The sequence below is a fragment of the Priestia koreensis genome (genome assembly GCF_022646885.1).
Classification (GTDB): domain Bacteria; phylum Bacillota; class Bacilli; order Bacillales; family Bacillaceae_H; genus Bacillus_AG; species Bacillus_AG koreensis_A.
The window spans coordinates 889,274-907,778 of sequence record NZ_CP061868.1; the positions used below are offsets into that span (position 1 = coordinate 889,274).

The 18,505-nt window shown below is 42.0% G+C and carries 17 protein-coding genes; 12 read left to right on the top strand and 5 right to left on the bottom strand.

Translation table 11 applies throughout. The features are described from left to right. The first annotated feature begins 10 nt into the window (after positions 1-10). A complete protein-coding gene (locus IE339_RS04410; RefSeq protein ID WP_242173887.1) occupies positions 11-847 on the top strand; it encodes a GNAT family N-acetyltransferase in 837 nt (278 codons plus the stop codon). 28 nt (positions 848-875) lie between these two features. Here the strand turns inward: IE339_RS04410 and trhA are convergent, their stop codons facing one another. Further along, positions 876-1,526 (bottom strand): PAQR family membrane homeostasis protein TrhA, encoded by a 651-nt coding sequence (trhA, locus tag IE339_RS04415; protein WP_053399546.1) that lies wholly within the window; start codon positions 1,524-1,526, stop codon positions 876-878. 270 nt (positions 1,527-1,796) lie between these two features. Here trhA and IE339_RS04420 point away from each other — a divergent pair, with 270 nt between their 5' ends. The 8 genes from IE339_RS04420 (at position 1,797) to dacB (ending at position 8,963) form a co-directional block, all read left to right on the top strand. After that, positions 1,797-2,228: a hypothetical protein gene (locus IE339_RS04420; RefSeq protein ID WP_242173889.1), complete on the top strand. Its 432-nt coding sequence runs from the start codon at positions 1,797-1,799 to the stop codon at positions 2,226-2,228. A 154-nt stretch (positions 2,229-2,382) separates the two neighbouring features. Further along, positions 2,383-3,705 carry an amidohydrolase family protein gene (locus tag IE339_RS04425; protein ID WP_242173891.1) on the top strand — a complete coding sequence of 441 codons (1,323 nt, stop codon included), beginning with the start codon at positions 2,383-2,385 and terminating at the stop codon, positions 3,703-3,705. Between the two features lie 115 nt (positions 3,706-3,820). Then, positions 3,821-4,087, top strand: coding sequence for an autorepressor SdpR family transcription factor (locus IE339_RS04430; RefSeq protein WP_242173893.1), 267 nt, complete (start codon positions 3,821-3,823; stop codon positions 4,085-4,087). 2 nt (positions 4,088-4,089) lie between these two features. Then, positions 4,090-4,713, top strand: coding sequence for an SdpI family protein (locus IE339_RS04435; RefSeq protein WP_242173895.1), 624 nt, complete (start codon positions 4,090-4,092; stop codon positions 4,711-4,713). Positions 4,714-4,941: 228 nt separating this feature from the next. After that, positions 4,942-5,844, top strand: a complete 903-nt coding sequence (locus tag IE339_RS04440) for an AEC family transporter (RefSeq protein ID WP_242173896.1) — start codon at positions 4,942-4,944, stop codon at positions 5,842-5,844. A gap of 455 nt (positions 5,845-6,299) precedes the next feature. Continuing rightward, positions 6,300-7,142, top strand: coding sequence for an SPFH domain-containing protein (locus IE339_RS04445; protein ID WP_242173898.1), 843 nt, complete (start codon positions 6,300-6,302; stop codon positions 7,140-7,142). Positions 7,143-7,155: 13 nt separating this feature from the next. Next, the gene (locus IE339_RS04450; protein WP_242173900.1) at positions 7,156-7,323 is read left to right on the top strand and encodes a type II toxin-antitoxin system antitoxin; all 168 of its coding nucleotides are present in this window, start codon (positions 7,156-7,158) and stop codon (positions 7,321-7,323) included. Positions 7,324-7,478: 155 nt separating this feature from the next. Next, positions 7,479-8,963 (top strand): D-alanyl-D-alanine carboxypeptidase/D-alanyl-D-alanine endopeptidase, encoded by a 1,485-nt coding sequence (gene dacB / locus IE339_RS04455; protein ID WP_242173902.1) that lies wholly within the window; start codon positions 7,479-7,481, stop codon positions 8,961-8,963. Between the two features lie 50 nt (positions 8,964-9,013). Here dacB and IE339_RS04460 read toward each other — a convergent pair whose 3' ends face one another. Then, entirely contained in the window at positions 9,014-10,000 is a 987-nt protein-coding gene (locus tag IE339_RS04460) for a zinc-binding dehydrogenase (RefSeq protein ID WP_242173904.1), read from the bottom strand. Positions 10,001-10,264: 264 nt separating this feature from the next. Then, entirely contained in the window at positions 10,265-12,160 is a 1,896-nt protein-coding gene (locus tag IE339_RS04465; protein ID WP_242173906.1) for an ABC transporter permease, read from the bottom strand. A gap of 221 nt (positions 12,161-12,381) precedes the next feature. Between IE339_RS04465 and IE339_RS04470 the strand changes: the two genes are divergently transcribed. From IE339_RS04470 to efeB, 3 genes are read left to right on the top strand one after another with little or no spacing between them, the layout of a single operon-like run. Further along, entirely contained in the window at positions 12,382-13,863 is a 1,482-nt protein-coding gene (locus IE339_RS04470; RefSeq protein WP_242173910.1) for an FTR1 family iron permease, read from the top strand. 1 nt (position 13,864) lies between these two features. Then, entirely contained in the window at positions 13,865-15,025 is a 1,161-nt protein-coding gene (gene efeO / locus IE339_RS04475) for an iron uptake system protein EfeO (RefSeq protein WP_242173912.1), read from the top strand. Between the two features lie 30 nt (positions 15,026-15,055). Further along, positions 15,056-16,300, top strand: coding sequence for an iron uptake transporter deferrochelatase/peroxidase subunit (efeB, locus tag IE339_RS04480; protein ID WP_242173915.1), 1,245 nt, complete (start codon positions 15,056-15,058; stop codon positions 16,298-16,300). Positions 16,301-16,339: 39 nt separating this feature from the next. On the opposite strand, the gene IE339_RS04485 is transcribed toward efeB, so the two are convergent. Continuing rightward, on the bottom strand, positions 16,340-17,785 hold the full coding sequence (locus IE339_RS04485; protein ID WP_242173917.1) for an alkaline phosphatase: 1,446 nt from the start codon (positions 17,783-17,785) through the stop codon (positions 16,340-16,342). 220 nt (positions 17,786-18,005) lie between these two features. After that, on the bottom strand, positions 18,006-18,197 hold the full coding sequence (locus IE339_RS04490; RefSeq protein ID WP_053399558.1) for a twin-arginine translocase TatA/TatE family subunit: 192 nt from the start codon (positions 18,195-18,197) through the stop codon (positions 18,006-18,008). Positions 18,198-18,505: the final 308 nt, after the last annotated feature.

Below are 18,505 nucleotides of genomic sequence, written 5' to 3' on the forward strand. Positions count from 1 at the left end.
AGGAGTAAAGATGTTGGAGTTTCAGTATGATGAAGACTTTCGAGTATTTAAAGAAAAAGTCATTCCGGTGTTAGAGACGAAGGAAGCTGAGCACAATTTAATCTTAGGAATTACGGAGCGGTTAAACGAACACACGCCGCCTTTATTCATGGCAATCGTCTTAAAGGACAAGGAAGTCGGCGCAATATTTTTACAAACGCATCCGAATCAAGTGATTTTAGCGAAAATAGTGGATTTTTCAAAAGAAGAAATTGATCACATTGCACAGGAGCTGTATATGATCTACCCAACTATTCCTGGTATCATCGGTGATCGAAACATGTCACTTGCACTAATTGAGCAGTGGGCGAAATGGCGAAATGCCACATTATCTGTACATATGAATCAACGTATTTATCAGTTAAAAGAAGTAAAGGTTCCAGTGAATTTACAAGGGTTGAAGCACATTGAAAAAGAGGATCTTAACACCGCCTATCAATTTCTCTATGACTTTTCACAAGAAGTGAATGAGCCGATGACGATGGAAGCGGTACATGAGAAGATCACGATGTGGTTTGATGCCAATAGCTTGTACGGCTTGTATAAGGACGGGGAGTTAATTTCAATGGCTGCCACCACTCGCCCGACAAGAAGTAACATTTCCGTGAATGCCGTCTACACGCCGCCGTCGCATCGTAAAAAGGGTTACGCCTCACAGTGTGTAGCCGCTCTTACGCAGCGCATGCTTGATCAAGGGTATGCCTCAACGTCGCTTTATACGGATCTTGATAATCCAACATCGAATAAAATTTACATGGAGATCGGCTATGAACCGGTCGCTGATTCCATTCATATCCTCTTGAACTAAAAAAACACGACGCGAACGTCGTGTTTTTTTAGTAAATCGGCACATTTAAAACGTACAAGATGACGGCTAAGAAGTGAAGAACCGTACCGGCTAACACAAATAAATGCCAGATCATATGATGAAACTTAAATCCTCTCCATACGTAGAACACGGCACCGACCGTATACAAGACGCCACCGATCACAAGCAGCATAATGCCAGGCTCAGGTAGGATGGATTGAAGTGGTTCCCATGCGAATACGATGAGCCATCCCATAAGGACGTATAAAATGGTTGACATGAATAAAAACTTTTTCGTAAAAAAGGCTTTAAACACAATCCCACCAACCGCCATTCCCCAAACAATTCCAAAGATCGTCCAACCGAGGGCACCGTTTAACATAAACATAAATGGTGTATATGTTCCGGCAATAAAGAGGTAAATGGACGAATGATCAAAGATCTCAAACAAATCCTTCACTTTGCCTTCAGGAAAGCTGTGTACAAGAGTCGATGACACGTATAAAAGCAGCATCGTAATTCCGTAAATCGTAAAACTTACTACGTGCCACGGCGTTCCATGCTGAACGGAAAAAACCACTAGCAGCGTTAATCCTACAATACTTAAAATAGCTCCAATTCCATGAGTAATTGCATTTGCAATCTCTTCCGGCTTAGAGTATGTGTGTGTATTTGCCATAAACACAACCCCTTATCGTTCAAATATAGCGTTACTATCATTTATATGAGCCCACCTAGAAAAGGGGGACTTTCTTTTAATGTTGAATAAGCCTGTTGTTTTCTTTAGATGATCTATCTTGTTAATGCTATCAAATTCTTTCGTAAAATGATAGTAGAAAGTGAAATGCTTCTCAATGTTTCCTCAAGTCGAAAGTTTTATAACAGGAATCATAATTGGACCTTCTGTTTCATATAAAACAAGAAGAAGGACAAGAGGAGGAGTAAGGAAATGAAGATTAGTGAAAGCTTGCAGCGTATGGAAGGGATTTATCACGCGCTGCACGAAGATTGTTTCGTCTATGTCGGAACGCTTCTACATGACGAAATTACGCTTCAACCCAATCATCTGAAAGAACTGCGTGTCTTAGTTGAACATTTAAAATCAACGGATTTATATAATACGCTTTTATTAAATGCTATTTTGAACTTAGTCGATTATGATCAGCCGATTTACCAGCTATCCGTGCTGCGTCCCATTACGCTCGATGGATACGAGGAAAAAATCGACGTGCTGTATCATGAGAAAATCAGCATTGAGAAAGAACTGCAAAAAATTTATCAAAATCAGCGGAAAAGGCTGCTGCGAGAATCACGAGAGCCATTAACAAAGCTCAGTCGTTTTTTAGAACAGCTTCTATACGCAAAAGAACCGGTCGGGTAAATGAAGGTCCTGCTTTTCTCTTCTAGTATGAGAAAAGCAGGGCTGTTTTTATGTATAGCTTGTCGAATAGATTTCCGGGGCGTGAAAAAGGATTTAGTGGGTGCATGACGAACCTTTTTAGTGGGGGATTATGAAGAAGGAGGCGACCTATTTTATGCTTCACTTTATCAACGTACATCTACCGCTAGAAGATCGATCATCGTTGTATGAGGTAATTATTCAGGAAGGTAAATATGAGTCTATAAAGAAACAAGATGACTATCGTGAAGAGGACACGTTCATTCCGTTAAAAGGTGAGCACGTCGGGAAGACGCGAAAAATTGACTGTGAGGGTCGCGTCATGCTGCCAGGACTTGTGGATATGCATATGCACCTTGATAAGGCGTATTCATTCAATAGCGTACCGAACGAGAGCGGCACGCTAGAGGAAGCGATTCATAATTATGATAAGCTGACACCGACGTTTACAAGTGAAATTTTACGACAGCGTATGATTAAAACGTCGCTTGAAGCATTAAGCTACGGGACGACAACGATTCGAACACATATAGATTTCAGCTTTACACTCCCAGAGGAAGTAGCTTTTCGGGGGTTAGAGACTGCGCTTGAAGTAAGAGAAGAGCTGAAAGAGTTTATGGACATTGAAGTCGCACCGATGTTCTCAGGAATTGATGTGAATGATGAAGCGCACTTTGAGCGTATGAGAAAAGCAATTGAGCTTGGAATCGATGCAATTGGAGGAGCACCTCATTTAGCGAAAGAACCCGAGAAGGAAATTGAGCTTCTATTTTTAATGGCGAAAACGTACGATAAGCCGCTTGATTTACATACGGATGAGAGCGATGATCCTGAGCGTGATACGGTTATTTCCATTGCTGAACAGACGGTGAAGTCCGACATGAAGGGCCGCGTTGTTGTGGACCATTTATGTTCGCTCGCTGCAATGAAAGAAGACAAGGCACATCGAGTGATTGAGCTTATGAAAGAAGCGGATTTAGGCGTTGTCACACTTCCCGCCGTGAACATGTATTTACAGGGCAGAGGTGACGAGGGAATTGTCAGAAGGGGAACGACACGAATTCGAGAGCTAAAAGCAGAAGGCATTCGAGTTGCAACGGCATCTGACAATATTCACGATCCGTTTCACCCATTCGGAAAAGCAGACCTCATCCAAATTGGTCTCATGACGGCATACGTGGCGCACATGGGAACGAGAGGGGAGCAGCACGACTTATTAAAAATGATGACGGACGTGCCGGCAAGTATTTTAGGATTACGTCAGTACGGAATAAAAGAAGGTCATCCCGCTAACTTTGTCGTTTTCAACGCTCAATCTGTGGAAGGAATTTTCACAGACATTCCATCTACGCGCTACGTATTCAACCGCCACCGCTGGGTGAGCGTCACTGAAACATCCAAGCGCTTAGCGACCCACTCGATGACAGAGCTATGGCGCGCGAACCAATTTCAGATCTAACGAAAAACAGCGAGCATTCGCTGTTTTTTTATGTTTATCCATTTACAAATAAAACCAATTCTATTAACATATAGTCATATAGCTATATGTTAATTTATCGAAAAGGAGGATTTTTTTGTCTGATACTTACAAAGCGCTTGCCGATCCGACAAGAAGGAGAATCGTGGAACTATTAAAACAAAAAGACATGACGGTCAGTGAAATTGCCGCACATTTCAATATTTCCCAGCCGAGCATATCGCAACATTTATCTATTTTGAAAAATAGCCAGCTCATTGAATCATATAAAGAGGGGAAATACGTCATTTATTCACTAAATCTAACGGTCTTACAAGATGTTTTAGGGTGGTTTCTAACACTACTGAATAAACAGGGGGAATAAAAATGAGGCAGCTAGCAGTGATCGGTACATCATTTTTAGTCATTATTTTAACGTGGGGTGTTTTCTTTCGTTATTTACCTGATAAGGTAGCCATGCATTTTGATGCAGCGGGTAATCCAGATCAGTATGGCAGTAAGCTGTTTGTCATGAGTATGTTTTTAGTACTAAGCTTTGTTTTGCTCTCGATGACCTATTTATTTGTTTTATATGATCGCAAAAATGTGCACAAAAGAAAGATCAATAGACCCATTTCGATTTTTTTCATCCTCTTTACGTGGTCGCTTAATAGCTTGTTTCTACTCAATACTCAAGATGAGCAGGTGCGGGTTGAAAAGCTCCTTTTTGTAATCATCGGCTTGTTCTTCATCATTATTGGAAACTACATGCCTACGATTAAACAAAATTCGTCAATTGGCATTCGAACGAAAGAAGCGCTTGAAAGCAAGATCGTTTGGAATAAAACACAGCGATTTGGCGGTTTTGTTTTTATCGTACTAGGCTTTTTAATTGCCTGTTTGGTTTTTGTTGATGGAATAACAGCAGTATACTCTTCGATTATTAGTCTTGCATTATCATTATCACTTGGCATCATCATGCTATACTCCAAAAAGCAAAAGGAAGCGTAGGTTTTTACAGAAGCGTGTGTATGTTAGTACAGGTGATGGAAAAAATTTTTTCATCGCCTTTTTTTATTTTGTTACAAATTTTCAAAAATCCATACGCTTTTCACAAAATTTGTAATACACTTACTAAGTAGGGAAAAAGAAGAGCTTTGCAATGAAAGCTTATTTATGACGTAAAGTGATCCGTTGGGTCATTTTTTTCATTTATTTTATGACAACGAAGGTGAGAAGATGGAATTTTTGAAGGTGCTGCTGCCCGTATTCGCGATCTTTGTGCTAGGGTATGTAGGACAAAAGAAGATTGGGTTTGATCCGAAAACCATTTCGACGATGGCGCTCTACTTGCTGACGCCTGTGCTAGTGTTTCAAACGTTTTATAACGCGGTATTTGACCGTACATACTTATATATGACGCTCTATACGTTCGGATTATGCTTTGCTCTTATTCTAATTGTTTATATTATTGGGTATGTGAGAGGATACAACAAGGTTGAAACGTGTGGAATGATCCTAGCTTCTGTGTTTATGAACAACGGAAACTACGGAACACCTGTAGTCCTGATGCTATTTGGGGCAGTGGGACTTCACTATGCGATTGTACTCATGGTTATTCAGCAAATGGTCATGTGTACAGTCGGGGTATACTACGCGGCGAAGGGTAGTCCTGATGCGGACGGGATTCGCTCAGCGGTAAGAGCGGTATACCGAATGCCGATCGTTTACGGTGCTATTCTTGGCGTGCTGTTTCAATACGCGCACATTCCGCTTAGTAATTCAGTAAAAGAAGCAGTCAATTTAGTCGCAAATGCCGCTATTCCAACGGTTATGATCGTGCTAGGCATGCAACTTGCGAATATATCACTTCGCAATTTAGCGAAAAGCAAGCTATCACTCTCTCTTTTAGTGAAGCTTCTCGTATCACCGCTTGTTGCCTACGTGCTGACGCTCTTTTTACCGGTTGATCCGATGGTGAAGCAAATTATGATTATTACAGCGGCCATGCCAACCGCAGCGAACACCACGATGTATGCGCTGCAGTATAATACCGATCCGGACTTTGTTTCGTCTGCGACATTAGTCAGCACATCGCTTAGCCTTGCAACGCTTCCGCTTGTGTTTATGGTCGTATTATAAAAAAACGTGATGAGATCGCCTCATCACGTTTTTTTATGTTTCTTTTGGTTTAGTGCGGTTTTTACGACTCTTACCCCAAAGGACAAGATCGAAGATGGCAAATAAAATACTCACGGTTATCAAGACGTTAAAGCGATAACTTATTGGGAGAAAAAAGGTCAGTATTATTAGAAGGGTGTAGGTGGGATGAGCCATGATAAAGGGCTTCGTGTACATTTTTCGATAACTCACCTCTTATCACTCCTTTGTTCAAAAAAATTTTCACTCTCTCAAGCTATATCTATTCCTAATTTAACCATTCGATACGGAGATAAAAACTCCTTTCTTTTTAGTAAAATGCTTTTTTGCCTTTTTTATCCAAAAGTGATATCATAGTGATATGGAAATAATATAATAGTGAAGAATAAATTAGAAATGTTTGCTGTTTGAATGATCTAGTGAAATGGGGTAGAGAAATGAAGGAAAGAAAAGCGATGTATATGAATGGATTTGTGGGAATTCTTCTCATTATTCTTGCGGGAGGAGTCGGCGCATTCTTTTTACTTCAGCAACAAGTTCTCCTCGGTGCGGTGTTAATCGTCATCGCGTTACTTCTTGCAACAGGTATTACGGTTATTCAGCCGAACCAGGCGCAGGTGATTCTCTTTTTCGGTCAGTATTTAGGAACGATTCGAGCGAGCGGATTATTTTTAACCGTTCCACTTGCTATTCGTCGCACCGTATCACTACGCGTTCGAAACTTTAACAGTAAAAAGCTAAAAGTAAACGATGTCGAAGGAAACCCGATTGAAATTGCGGCGGTCATTGTGTTTAAAGTCGTTGATTCTGCCAAAGCTATTTTTGATGTTGATCGCTACGAGCAGTTTGTTGAAATTCAAAGTGAGACGGCTATTCGCCACGTCGCAACGAAATATCCATATGATACGTTTGATAATGTAGAAATTACGCTCCGAGGCAATGCAGATGAGGTATCGGCAGAGCTTAGCGCTCAGCTGCAGGAGCGATTAGAAGTAGCTGGAGTAAACGTTATTGAAGCACGCTTAACGCACCTGGCATACTCTACTGAGATTGCGAGTGCCATGCTACAACGTCAGCAGGCAACGGCGATTCTTTCAGCTCGTCAGAAGATTGTGGAAGGAGCTGTTTCAATGGCACAGATGGCCGTTGAGCAGTTGGATCAAAATAGTACGATTGAGCTTGATGACGAACGAAAAGTACAAATGGTGAATAACCTTATGGTCGCGATCATTTCTGATCGTGGTACACAGCCTGTTTTAAATACAGGCACACTCTACTAAATGATGTGATGATATGGCAAAGAAGAAAAGTTTTCCACTTCGCATTGATCCTGAATTATACGGAATTTTAGAGAAATGGGCACAGGATGAGTTTCGCAGCGTGAACTCTCATATTGAATATTTACTTCGGGAATCAGCGAAAAAGCATGGACGTACGAAAAAAGCTGAAGAAAAAGAATGAAGAATGACAGCCTCAGGCAAACTAGCTTGGGGCTGTTTCTTTTGCTAGTTAGAGGAAAAAATTTGCAACAAATCCCTCTTATGTCTCATTGATTTATTTGAATATTCAATTAAAATAAAGAAGTAGAAAAAATGAAGAACAAGGGGGAGAAAGACATGGACAAGCAAATGTTAAAAAGATGGCTGTTACCGCTCTTTATTTTTTGCTTAGTTGTAATGCCATTTGCCACAAATCACGGCTCCGATGTTGAAGCAGCAGGCGATTATGCGAAGTTGTCAGAGCAAATTAATACGATTTTGCAAGATGACCGACTGAGTGGAGGAATTGCTTCCATTAGCGTTCGTGATGCAGAAACAGGGAAGGTCGTATTAGAGCGAATGGGTAACACCCGGTTGAAGACCGCTTCTAATATGAAGTTATTCACCGCATCCGCAGCGCTTGAGACGCTTGGGTCCGATTATCGCTTCAAAACGGAAATATATACGGACGGAAATAAGAAGAATGGCAAACTAAGTGGGAATCTCTATCTAAAAGGAAAAGGTGATTTTTCTCTTTTAGAAGAGGATTTTCAAACGCTTGCCAAGGAAGTCAAAAAACGTGGCATTACAGAAGTGAAAGGGAATGTGGTAGCGGACGATAGCTGGTACAATGACGTGCGCTTGTCTGAGGACTTAGTGTGGAGCGATGAACCTTTTTACTACGGAGCACAGATTTCAGCGTTAACAGCTTCACCAAACACGGATTATGATGCGGGAACGGTGATTGTGGAAACGACGCCAACAACGGTAGGGAAGCCTGCACGTGTCGCGTTTGTTCCTCACACAAACTACGCGAAAATTATTAATCACACCAAAACGGTTGCATCAGACGGCACGAAGAAAATTTCAGTGACGCGCAATCATGGAACGAATGAAATTTTAGTAGAAGGAACGATTCCGGAAAAAGCAACGGCTAGCCGCTCATGGGTGACGCTATGGGAGCCAACGGGCTATGCGCTTGATCTGTTTACACAGGCTCTACAAAAAGAAGGCATTCGCGTTAAGGGGAAGAACAATACATACGGAATTACACCAGCAAAAGCCTCTTTACTTTATACGAAATCATCTAAGCCGCTCTCAGAGCTCATGGTGCCATTTATGAAGCTTAGCAACAATACGATTGCGGAAAGCTTAGTGAAAGAAATGGGGCAAGTGGTATACAAGGAAGGAAGCTGGGAGAAGGGCCTTGATGTTATTCGCGCTTATGCTGAAAAAGAAGGCGTCAATGTTAAAACGCTCCGCTTCCGAGACGGGTCTGGTTTATCACACGTGACAAACGTGCCAACGAATGAGATCTCAAAGCTTCTTGTGAACGTGCAAAAAGAAAAATGGTTTCATGACTATGAATATTCGCTTCCTGTCGCAGGAAACAGTGATCGCATGACAGGTGGAACGCTCAGAAATCGCATGAAGGGAACAGCTGCGGAAGGAACCGTTTTAGCGAAGACGGGAACGATTACAGGTGCAAGTGCGCTGTCTGGGTATGTGACAACGAAAGGTGGGGAAAAGCTCGTGTTTTCCCTTATCTTAAACAACTTTATTGCAGATGATGTCAAAAGTATTGAAGATCGAGTAGGCGTCGCATTAGCAAGCTACCAGTAATCATGAGAAAAGGGCGAAGCGCTGTGTAGAGCGCTTCGCCCCTTTTATTGTTATTCTCCTGCGATTTTAGCAACGATTTTACCGCGTACATGACGGTCGGCAAGTTTTTGTAGTCCTTGAGGAATTTCGTCAAGGGAAATCACTTCTTCAAGAAGAGACGAGATTTTTCCGTCTGCTAACAGTTGAAGCATTTCGTTACCCATCTTCGCAAAATCACGTTGCTCGTCCATGTTGTTAGAGGAATGCCCCGCACCTAGCGCTACTTCATGATAAGAAGGAGAGGTCGTGAACGGTTTGATTTTCGTGTAATCAGGTGCACCTGCGATAAATGCAAGATGACCGTTAAACGTTAAAACGTCTAAAGAAGTCGTTGAGTTATCGCGACTTACCGTATCTAATACATAATTCACACCAACGCCGTTTGTCAGCTCCATCACTTTCTCAACGAAGTTCTCCTTGCGGTAGTCAATCGCATAATCAGCACCAAGATCTTTTACATATGCGTGGTTCTCTTCAGAAGCCGTTGTAAAGACTGTTAGGCCTGCTTGTTTTGCGAGCTGAATCGCAAAGCCACCAACACCGCCAGCACCTGCATGAACTAAAATGGTCTTGCCTTCTTGAATGTGCATTTTACGAAAGAGGGCTTGATACGCCGTATATCCCGCACACGGAAGCGCTACTGCATCCTCAAAGCTAATACCATCTGGAATACGCGAAATTGTATGAGCAGTAGTCACCGCGTACTCAGCAAAGTTTCCGTCATTCGCTAAGCTCGCATGATACACGACGCGGTCACCTTTCTTCCATTCAGTCACCCCTTCTCCTACTTCTTCAATTAATCCAGCTCCGTCAACGCCCACAATGTGTGGATAGTTCCAATCTGGGTTATTGCCGTTTGCTACTTTATAATCGACAGGATTAAGCCCTGTTGCGTGTACCTTCACTAATACCTCGCCCTTTTTTGGAGAGGGAGTAGGAACTTCTCCTACCTTCATATCTTGCCACTGATCGCCTTTTTGTAATAACAATGCTCTCATTTCGATTGCCTCCTCTAAGAAATAATGTTCTATCGTTACTATAACCGAATAGCAGATGATTAAACGGTTGTCTGCACAACGAAAAGTATGAACCGAAAAGAACCAAAAAGAAAGAAGGCACCTTTTGGGTACTGACTTGTGTTGATTTTGTAAGAAAGTTATTTTGGGATGTTTGTTCGACAAAAATCGACAAGTGGAGAAGATGGGTGGTGTAGGCGGTGTTGACAAATGAAGGTGTCGTTTAATGGTTTAAAGCGATGGGGGTCAGACCCCCATCGCTTTGTTTAGTTTCCCCATATAATGTAGTCGAAGCCAAATGAAAAACACAACCTGCGCCACCAAGAAACAACCCAACACCACAGCTAGTTCAGTGCGAATATTACCGTACTCTTTGTACATCGTTTGCAGCGTAACAAAGGCGACACAGCTGTGGATCATCGCAATGACGAGCGGTAGGAACGCTTGGAAAGCGAGCTGCTTTGTGATAATGGAGCGCTGCTGTGATGCGCTAAGACCAATGCGGCGCAAAATCGTTAGCTGCTTCACGTCTTCATCAAAGTTTGTGAAGAGGCGGAAGTATAAGAAGCTAGCTGACGTGACGAAAAAGATAATTCCAACGAGCGATGAGACAAGCAGCATGACGTTGTATGCTTGACGAACCATTTGATACAGAACGCCAACGCTCGTATACGAATACTCGGTGCTCCGGGATGTCATTTTCATCAGAGAAGGCGCAATGTTATTTGTGTCCTTCCACTGTGAATCTTTGACGTTATACGTATAGTAATGAGCATCTGGTTGGATCCCTGAAAACTCTCTCATGTCCGCGTCTGCTACAACGAGCATGGCGCCGACGTTTGGGTTATTGGCGACGATGGGAACGATATTCGAACGAGATTGAATCGTTTTGGCAATCCCTGAGTTTCCTGTATAAAAGCGGACCGTATCCCCTGGATAAGTGGAACTGAAGTTTCGATAATAAAGAACGCTACCACTTCGAACGTCTACAGGTTTTTTCCCTTGAATTTTACGAAGTTCGTTAAATTCGCCACCACTCATTACGAGAGTCGTTTTAGCTACGCTCGTTTGCATCACACGAATGTCCCCGTCAAAGGCTTCATACGTAAGATTGTCTTTTTCAATGCCTTTTCGGATCAGGTTCATATGCTTTTCTTCGTTTTTGTTGCCAGGAAGGCTTAAATAGTTAATCTCGGTCGGATAAAAACTTTTTATGTTTTCAGCGTAGGACTGTATGGCTGAGAACGTTCCGATCGAGCAAAAAGCAACGGTTAAAACCATCGTCATCAGGAAAAATGTCCGCGCATGATCCTTTAGACGGAAGCTCAGTCCTGAGACGGTGAGCATGCGTTCTGCATTTGCTTTTATGCCCTGTGATTTTTGGATCTTTTGAAATAAGAAGATTAAAAACTGTGAAAAGAAGAAATACGTCCCGATTGTGACAAGGCCGACAATGACTAGAAAATCTTTCACAATATCGAGCTGTCCGTTAATAAAAATGGCACGAGAATAGCCGTAGCCAAGCGTTGCAATAGCCACCAAAACAAAAAACAGATTGGCTTTTTTAAAGTGACGTGGCTTGCTGCTTTCAGATAGTAGGGCGATTATTTTTTTACTACGAACGAAATAAGGCGTGAACATGGATACCACTAAGAAGAGAACAAAGAATGATCCCATCGTAAGGACAAGTGGTTTCCAGTCCATATAGAAAGACAGCGTATTTAAATCAAGAAATTTCCCGCTTGCTAAGTAAAAGAGCTTGCTTAATAAAAGCGCCATTCCCATTCCAAACAAAATCGAAGCGAGTCCAAGTAAAAAGTTTTCTAAGAACAGCATGTTCCGAATTTGACGCGGCTTCGCACCTAAAATGGTTAGAACACCAAGCTGCTTCGAACGCAGTCTTAAGTACGCAGCAACGGAGTAGGTCACAAATAAAAATGAGAAAATAAAGATAATCACTTCTGCGGAGTACATGGCGTATTTTCCAATTTCCTTCACCGTTCCGCTTTCAATTTCAGGGTGAAACATAAAAAGGGCACAGAGGCCAAAAATCATGACTGAAAAGGAACTGCTAATAAAATAAGACCAATAGACCTGAAAGTTTCGTCGAACGTTATTCCATGCGAGCTGACGCATGTTCATGGCTTTCACCTTCCTAATTGCGAATTTCTTAATTCTTACTATAAAAGAAGGTGGCCAATAAAAATATCGCGTAACCTTACGACTACCTTACAAAATTGTAAGAAACGATGAAAGAAGCGAAATTTGAAAAAATAGATTGACAAGAATCCATTTTCTAATAATAATAAAAACAGTTAATGATAATGAGAATTATTTTCGATTAGTGGAGGGGACCATACATAATGAAACGTGTTTTGTTTAGCTTGTTGGCGTTCGTATTACTAGTTTGCATCGTGTTTCCTTCTTATATAGGAGCAAAAGAGATTCCAGGAAAAGCGGGAATTGAGGCTTCAACTAAAAGCGTTGATGGAACCATCAATGCGGTAAAAAAGAACGACTGGGCTCAAAGTGAGACAGCCTTTGAACAATTCAAGCAGCAGTGGACGAAAGTTGAGGGAGATGTTCGAGAAGAATCACTTTCTACATATGGAAAGATTAAAACGAAAATGGCAGCAGTCTCAATTGCGCTGTTAAATCAAGACGCTGAGAAGGCTGAAGAGTCTCTTCAAGAATTGCAGCTTCTTTTGTCACAATATACAAAAGGTCAGGGAGAAGGAAAAACGCCCGCATCTTCTAAGCTTACATTATCCACCTACGTTTCTTTACTAGAGGAAACGAAACAAACGTTAAAAGATGGCGACCTTCCGAAAGCTAAAGCACAGGTAGGACAGCTAAAATCACAGTGGTTAACGGTAGAAGGCGAAGTGGTTGGTCAATCAAAAGTGGCGTACAACAACTCAGAAAAACGCCTCGTACTGCTTGATTCTTATGTTTATTCTGAAAGCGGTTTAAAAAAGGCTGAGAAGACGATCGGTCATATGATCTCTGATTTAAAGCCGTTATCAAATACAGCATACGGCGTGTGGGATGCAGCGCTTATTCCAATACGCGAAGGACTTGAGGCGCTGCTTGTGATTGGTGCACTCCTAACCTTCACAAAGCGCGGCCAGCAAAAACGCGGCAGTCAATGGGTGTGGGGCGGTACAATCGCCGGTATCCTTTCAAGCATTGCGATTGGCTTTTTAGTGAGCTATGTGCTGAGCTCTGCGGCGTTTGGCCAAAATAACTTTTTAATTAATGGTTGGTCAGGAGTAATCGCAAGCGTCATGCTTCTGTATGTGAGCTACTGGCTTCACCGCAATTCTAACATTAAGCGCTGGAATGCCTTTATGACGAGCAAAACGGAAAAGGCATTGAGTAATGGAAAAGTGATTTCCTTTGCGGTACTTGCGTTTCTTGCCGTGTTACGTGAAGGAATTGAGACCGTTATTTTCCTAGTTGGAATGGCGAATCAAATGTCTATGAACAAGCTTTTAGCAGGTATGGGCGTCGGGTTTGGCATTTTAATGGTCATCTGCTTCCTCATGCTGAAGCTGAGCGTTCGCTTGCCGCTGAAGCCGTTTTTCCTTGTTTCTAGCATTATCGTATTCTATCTATGTCTGAAGTTCATGGGCTCAGGGATTCATAGCCTACAGCTAGCAGGATTCCTTCCATCAACGGTACATGATTATATTCCAAGCTTTTCAACGCTGAGCGTGTATCCGTCGTGGTATAGTACGCTACCACAGCTGATCATCGTCGTTGTCACCGTGATTGCTTTTATCATGCAGCGATTGAACAAGAACAAAACAACTAAAATACAATCAAACCAGGAGGCCATCTAAGATGAGTGTTCGTAAAAAATTTGTTTATACAGCCCTAACTTTATCCCTATTTACTGTTCCGGCTTTAAGTGCTTGCGGAGCGGACAAAGCGTCTGAGCCGACAAAAGCAGAAAGCTCTCAGAAGGACGGAAGCATGAAGGAAAACGTGAAAAGCATGCAAAAAACGTTAGCTGCGCTTCAAGCCGGTTTAGATAAAAAGGACGAAGAAAAGGTCGTTGCACAAGGAAAGAAGCTAAACGATCAGTGGCTTTCCTATGAAACAGAGATTCGTGAAAAGTATCCCCTATTATATACAGACGCGGAGAAATATTTGCAGCCTCTATACAACGAAGTGACAAAAGAAAAAGTCGATTTAGATAAGATTCAAGAGATCGGGGTTCAAGCAGGACGTTCACTAGATCAATTAGCAAACGCCAAAAAAGCAGCCGCGAAAACGTCTGAAGCATTAGATAAAGCAGTGGCGGATTATAAAACATACGTAGAAGAACAAACGGAAGAGCTCGTAAAAACGACGACTGCCTTTACAGATGCGGTTCGTGCAAATGATGCTGAAAAGGCAAAATTCGCTTACGGACAAGCGCGTGTGTACTATGAGCGCATTGAGCCGATTGCTGAAAGCTTCGGAGATTTAGATCCGAAAATTGACGCCCGTGAAAATGACGTATCAGCAGACGAATGGAGCGGCTTCCATCGTATTGAAAAAGCGCTTTGGAAGGACGGATCACTAGAAGGAATGGCGACTTATGCCGATCAGTTAGACAAAGATGTTGCGGAACTTCAAGGTGAGATTAAAAACGTTAAGCTTACGTCAACACAAGTAGTGGCAGGTTCAATGGAATTACTAAACGAAGCGGCAATTTCGAAAGTGACAGGTGAGGAAGAGCGCTATTCACATATTGACTTAGTAGACCTAGCGGCAAACGTTGAAGGATCACAGGCGATTTATCATGCGATTTTACCAGCACTAACAGATAAAAATCCTGATCTATCAAATCAGCTTGATACCGAGTTCAATCAGCTAACAGAAACATTAACAAAGTATAAGCAAGGTGATTCTTACGTAGCTTACACAACGTTATCAAAAGAGCAAGTACGTGAACTAAGTCAGCAGCTGAGCTCATTATCAGAATCAATGGCACAAACAGCTGAAATTTTTCAGTAAGTGAACGGATCAAGTAAGGAGGATATAGACATGAAGGAGTCAGAGGAATCAAAAAAATATAGCCGACGAGATATGCTGAAAATGTCTCTTCTGACCGGAGCAGGTGTAGCAGTAAGCGCAAGTGGAATTGGCGGAGCTGTCGCGGCAATGGGCGGACTAGGTTCCAAAAAGGCAACGGCAGAACCGCATGAAGACGACGATGCCATCTCCTTTTACGGGAAGCATCAGGCAGGCATTATCACTCCACAGCAAACGTATTTGTATTTAGCGTCTTTTACACTGTTAACAGATGATAAAAAAGCGGTCATTTCCCTCTTTAAAAAGTGGACCGAAATGGCGGCTGCGATGAGTGAAGGGTCTGTAAACGAAACGTACGGAAACGACTGGCTTCCACCGAGTGATACAGGCGAAGCAGTCGATTTATCAGCGGCACGCTTAACGATGACGTTTGGATTTGGCCCGACGTTTTTTGAGAAAAACGGAAAAGATCGTTTTGGAGTTGCATCGAAAAAGCCAAAACACCTGCAAGATATTCCACCAATGCCCCGTGATGATCTACAAGAGCCTTTCATTGGGGGAGATGTATGTATTCAAGTGTGTGCGGATGACCAACAGGTGGCGTTTCATGCGATTCGTAATTTTATTAAATCAAGCGTTGGAAAAGCCGAGCTTAAGTGGATGCAGTCTGGATTTATTAGTGGCAAGGACGGCATGACGCCTCGTAACTTGTTTGGTTTTAAAGACGGAACCGCCAATGCCGCTTCGACCAACACACGTGCACATGATCAAATCATTTGGGCAAATCAAGGCGAGCCTGATTGGATGCAGGGGGGCTCCTACATGGCGTGCCGAAAGATCAAGATGTTTCTTGAAGTATGGGATCGATCTTCGTTAAAAGATCAGGAAGATACGTTTGGACGTAAAAAGGATAGCGGGGCGCCTTACGGAAAAGCGAAAGAGCATGATAAGGTGAACCTGAGCCAGCTTCCGAAAACGTCTCATACGGCGATTGCGAAAGGATCAGGACAGCAAATTTATCGCCGAGCGTATTCCTATACAGACGGTGTAGATACAAAAACAGGCTATGTAGATGCAGGACTGATGTTCATTGCCTATCAAAAAAATCCGACACAGCAGTTTTTGCCGATGCTCCTCATGCTTTCCAAACAGGACAAGCTGAATGAATACACAAAGCACATCGGAAGCGCGATGTTTGCTTGTCCAAAAGGAATTAAAAAAGGCTCTTACATCGGAAAAGAGCTGTTAGAAGCATAAAAAAAGTCAGAAGGAATCATTCCTTCTGACTTTCGTTTGTTAGCGGTGCTTTTTCTTCATATCGAGAATGTGAAAAATATTTTCGGCTTGCTGCGTGTTATCGATAAGACCAGAGAACATTTCTTTTCCTGGGCCATACGCATACACGCCAACCTCTTCACCTGTATGACCAGACGTTGTCCAGCCAGTGTGAGAGCGCATGTTAATAATTTTTTCGATTGCGTCATCGATCTTCACCGCATTTTTAGATGCAGCGGCATCCTTTACGGATTGAAGCTCTTCAGGCGTCAATTTTAAGTCAAGGTACTGAGCTAACGTTTCGTCAACAGAAGCCCCTTTTACGATTTGATCTGCCATGTAATTTGGCGTTCGTTTTGCTGCTTTAATTGGGGCCGTATCCCAGTTGTAAATTCCTGTTCCTTTTTCATCATTTGCGCCGATTGAGAAGCCACCTGTAGAGTGATCAGCCGTCGCAACAACAAGGGTATGCTTGTCTTTTTTCGCAAAGTCAATGGCTGCTTTATAAGCACGCTCGAAGTCTTCCATTTCGCTCATCGCGCCCACCACGTCGTTATCATGGCCTGCCCAGTCGATTTGACTTCCTTCTACCATTAAGAAGAATCCGTCTTTATTGGATTTTAATCGATCAATGGCTGAGGTTGTCATGTCTTTTAACGAAGGCGTTTCGTTTGGACGATCAATCATATTCGGTAATCCGCCGTCTGCAAACAGACCAAGCACCTGCTTGTCCTTGCTTTTTAGAAGCTCATCCTTTGATGTGACGTAACGGAATCCATCTTTTTGGAACTTCTTCGTTAAATCAACGTCTTTACGGACAAAGTTGCCTTTACCGCCACCGAGCATCACGTCGATTTTATGCTTTCCATTAATCATCTCGTTATAGTAATCATCAGCAAGTTGATCCATGTTTTTTCGGCTTTCATCATGAGCACCGAATGAAGCAGGAGTTGCGTGCGTAATTTCTGATGTTGCAACTAATCCGGTTGACATGCCGTTTTCTTTTGCTTGCTCGAGAACGGTTTTGATTTCGTGCTTTTGTTTATCAACCGCAATTGCGTTGTTGTACGTTTTTTTGCCACCTGACATAGCGGTTGCAGCAGCTGCAGAGTCGGTAATGTTCTCGTGGTCATCATCAGAGTATGTCGTTTGCATCCCAACAAAGTGCTTATCAAATTCTGTTAGCTCTTTTTGAGGGGTATTTGGATTATCTTTCATATAACGATGAGCGGCCATATAAGAAGGGCCCATTCCATCTCCGATCATAAAGATCACGTTTTTAATTTCAGGATGCTTCTTTTTAATTTCTTTCATGGCTTCCTTTTGAAGCTCATTTTGAGTTTGATAGGTAGGCTTTTGTTCGGCGGCATCAGATCGATCAAATAGACCCGTTCCGATCATGGCACCAACGGCTAAGGTAGATAAAGCGGCAAATGGAATCATTTTTTTCTTCCAGCTTTTTTTCATTGTGTATAAGCTCCCTTCAACTTTTATTATCTCTAAGGGTAGAGGAAAAATGTGAACGTTCTGTGAAGGACTGTTTAAAAATTGTTAAGGAACGATATCGATTTTGTGACAGGTTGGAATGATTATTAAGAAGTTTGAGATGAGAATGAAAGGTAAATAGAGAACGTATGAGCATAAAAAAAGCATGACGCGGAAAGACCGTTCGCCATGCAAGAAGTACTTATACGTCTTTTTTTTCTAGTTTGTCTGTTTTTTCTGGTTGTTTGTCGTCATCCATGATGCCTCTTGTCGCATCTTTAAATTCACGAAGTGTTTTACCAGCTGCTTTACCTAGTTCAGGCAATTTTTTTGGACCGAACAATAAAAGTGCTACAAAGACAATTAAAGCAATTTCTCCAAATCCTAAATTCATCTTAATCGTCTCCTAACGTCATAATAGTTTTCTAGCTTTATTATAACGTAATTAGGGGCAAAGAGATAGTAAAAACAGTGTGATATGCTTCACAAAAACGGATACAAGGAGACATTAAATAAGGTATGGATTTTTAAGAAAAATAGGTATTTTTATACTGTTGTAAAGCCAAACATTCCCTATTGTTTAAGATGTTTTATCGTCTTTTATAGGTATTTATCCCTAAAAATAAAAAAGGTTACACCATAATTTCACATTTTTAATTCTACCCCCAAAAAATTTGCTATGATAGAGGCAACTCAAGAAAA